At 71.2% G+C, this 3,036-nt stretch carries 2 protein-coding genes and 1 pseudogene; 2 read left to right on the top strand and 1 reads right to left on the bottom strand.

The window, feature by feature from the left end; translation table 11 throughout:
• Together D7W79_RS44115 and D7W79_RS40775 are read left to right on the top strand one after the other, a co-directional pair.
• A pseudogene (locus tag D7W79_RS44115) lies at positions 1–585 on the top strand (hypothetical protein); the annotation flags it as partial.
• A 291-nt stretch (positions 586–876) separates the two neighbouring features.
• Positions 877–1,425, top strand: a complete 549-nt coding sequence (locus D7W79_RS40775; RefSeq protein WP_120530583.1) for an RNA polymerase sigma factor — start codon at positions 877–879, stop codon at positions 1,423–1,425.
• Between the two features lie 9 nt (positions 1,426–1,434).
• Here the strand turns inward: D7W79_RS40775 and D7W79_RS40770 are convergent, their stop codons facing one another.
• Positions 1,435–3,036: a mechanosensitive ion channel family protein gene (locus D7W79_RS40770; RefSeq protein ID WP_120530582.1), complete on the bottom strand. Its 1,602-nt coding sequence runs from the start codon at positions 3,034–3,036 to the stop codon at positions 1,435–1,437.

The following is a 3,036-nucleotide window of genomic DNA, read 5'->3' as shown; positions in this document are numbered from 1 at the left end:
GTGCTCCCCGGCCCCGTGAGTGCGTACGTGGACCTGGGCCCCTCGGACCAGGGGGCGCACTTCGACTTCCGGCTGGGGGCACTGGCGCCGGGGCGCACGCGCTCCTTCCGCACGTACTACGGCGCCGCGGCCAGCGAGCCCGCCGCGCTCAACGCCCTGTCCACCGTGGGCGCGAGCACCTATTCGCTGGGGCAGGCGAGCTGGGACGGCACGGGCAATCCGCTGGCCACCACGCCGGCACCGGCCGGCACCTTCGGGGCGTTGAGCGGCCAGCCCACCACGTTCATGTATGGGTTCAGCCCGCCCACGCCGGTGACGAGCTGCACGGTGGAGTGCCGCATCAACAACCCCAACGAGGTCTACACGGTGGACATGCTGGGCAACCAGGACATCTGTTTCACCAACGGCACCAGTCAAATCGTGACGGTGGCCGTCTTCTACAACCAGGGTCAGCGCATCGAATACAACTGCGGTGACTACGGCCCCGGCATCGGGAACCTGTGCGACTTCGTCCCCGGCCAGGACACCTGCAACGCGGCGGTGTTCGAGAACATCTGCTCGCTGCCCTATTACAGCTGCCAGTGAGCGGGTCTCCGGGCCAGTCAATCGCCCCGGAGGGCCGTCGTCGGGCAGCACCTGCCGGGATGACGACTGCTGATCATCCCGGCAGGTTTCTGTCGGAAACCCCGGGGCGCATGCCCCCGGTGGACACCCGAAAGACAGACACTGGATGCATTCGGGACAGCAGCGGTGGAAATCCCCGGGTGGGATAGGATTTCCAGACACTCTGGGTAATTCCCGGAAAGAATGCGACGCCGTATTTGAAAACCTTGGTCATCATGGTCGTGCACGGAACGCGGCTCGGGGGGCACTTCCATGGCTGACAAAGAGATGCAGACGTTCGCGGCGCTGGTCATGCAGTTCCGTTCGGGGCTCTTGAAGCACGCCCAGCGCATCCTGGGGAACGCGGCGGACGCGGAGGACCTGGTGCAGCACGCGCTGGACGAGGCGTGGAAGGAGCAGCTGCACCTGCAGGGGGCGGAGGCCTTCCGGGCGTGGACGGGGCGGGTCATCAACACGCGGGCCATCAGCCTCTTGCGCCACCACCGCGCGGAGCAGCGCAAGGCGGTGAACGCGGGCTGGGTGACGGTGCTCGCGGACGACCCGGAGGAGCACGAGGGCGGCGAGCTCTGGACCTTCATCCAGGAGAAGGACCTGCGCGAGGCGGTGGACCGCCTGCCGCCGCAGCAGCGGGAGGTGTTCCACCTGCGCGCGCAGGGGCGCTCCTACGTGAGCATCGGCGCCCAGGTGGGCCGCTCCACGGGCACGGTGGGCTGGTGGCTCCACCAGGGGCGCGAACAGCTGCGCGAGCGGCTCCAGCCCATCGCGGAAGAGCGCAAGCTCTCCGTGGGCGCGTGGCGCTGAGTCCGGCGCTCAGCGCTGCGGTTCGACGCGGGCGTTGTTGCCCACGCGAGTGGCCATGAGCGCCGGCCCCGCGGCCTTCTCCTCCGGGAAGGGCAGGGGCGTGGCCTCCGCGCGCAGCAGCGGCAGCCCGTGCGGCTGGGCCTGGAGGTAGGCCACCAGCTTCTCGCGCACCAGGCAACGCAGGTCCCACGCCTTGCCCGCGTCCGAGCAGCTCACCAGCGCGCGCAGCTTCATGGTCCGCTCGCTCAGGTCCGTCACCTGGAGCCCCTGGGCCTTGCCGTCCCAGAGCCCTGCCGACTCCTGCTCCAGGATGCGCTTGAGCTCCGCGCGCACCGCGGCCACGTCCGTGCGGAAGTCCACGTACAGCTCCGCCGTGCCCAGGATGTCCGGCGACACCTTGCTCCAGTTCTGGAAGGGCTTCTCCAGGAACTGCGTGATGGGGATGACCAGCCGGCGCAAATCCCACACCTTCACGACGACGTAGGTGAGGGTGATCTCCTCCACCCAGCCCCACTCGTTCTCGATGATGACCGTGTCGCCAATGCGCATGGGCTGCGTGATGGACAGCTGGATGCCCGCGAGCAGCGTGGAGAGCGACTTCTGCGCCGCGAGGCCAATGGCCAGGCCCGCGATGCCCGCGGACGCCAGCAGGGACACGCCCACGTTGCGCACCGCCTCGAACTGGAGGAGCAGCAGCGACGCGGCCACCAGCACCACCGCCACCTCCACCACGCGCCGCAGGATGGCCAATTGCGTGCGCAGCCCGCGCACCCGCGCCACGTCCGTGCCCTCCGGCGACTGCGCGACCTTGGCCTCCACGAACCGCGCCGCCCGGGTGAGGAAGCGCAGCAGGAACAGCGCCGCCGCCACGATGATGACCGAGCGCGCCCCCAGGTCCACCGCCGCCTGCGCCGGCGGAGGCAGCTTGAGCAGCCGCGCGCCCGCCGCCGCCAGCACGCCCGCCAGCACGTAGCGGATGCTCCCGCGGCCCGCGGCCAGCAGCTCGTCATCCCAGCCGGACTTCGTCAGCCCCGCGGCCCGGGCGCCCACGCGCAGCGTCACCGCCTCCCCCAGCCGTCCCAACGCCCACGCCGCCACGAGCACGAGCCCCAGCCCCAGCCACTGCCACGCCTCCAGCACCCACAGCGGGCGCGTGAAGAACACCGGCGGGAGCATCTCCAGCAGGGGCGACCCGTGCTCCTGGAACAGCGTGTCGATGGCGCCCACCGTGTCCGCGCTGAAGACCCACACGGGCCCCCCTTCCGCGTCCACCCGCTCCAGCACGATGTCCTGGGGGCCTCGCGCCGTGGCCACCTGGCCCAGCACCTCGCGGCGCGCGCGCTCCCCCGGGCCCGCCGGCTCCTTGCCGATGCGCGCGAAGTCCAGCCACAGCGTCCGGTCCATCACCACCACCAGCCGCCGCGCCAGCCTCAAGCCCTCCTCCGCCTGCTGCTCCGGAGGCATCCGCGACAGGTCCAGGTAGTGCGGCGCCCGCCCCGCGTCCCGCGCATGCGCCGCGTCCAGGAACCCCGCCGCCGTCGCCGCCGGCGTGCTCCGGTCCACGTCCGCGGGAGGCGGCGGCAGCCCCCCGTTCAGCGCGAAGGCCCCCAC

This window comes from Corallococcus exercitus, from assembly GCF_003611585.1.
In the GTDB taxonomy this organism is placed as follows: domain Bacteria; phylum Myxococcota; class Myxococcia; order Myxococcales; family Myxococcaceae; genus Corallococcus; species Corallococcus exercitus.
The sequence above is the reverse complement of the archived record's forward strand: the minus strand, read 5'-3'. Positions and strand labels throughout refer to the sequence as shown.

What these genes read in the sequence shown, in the direction of transcription:
- D7W79_RS40775 (WP_120530583.1), top strand. Translation starts at nt 877, where the DNA reads ATGGCTGACAAAGAGATGCAGACGTTCGCGGCGCTGGTCATGCAGTTC.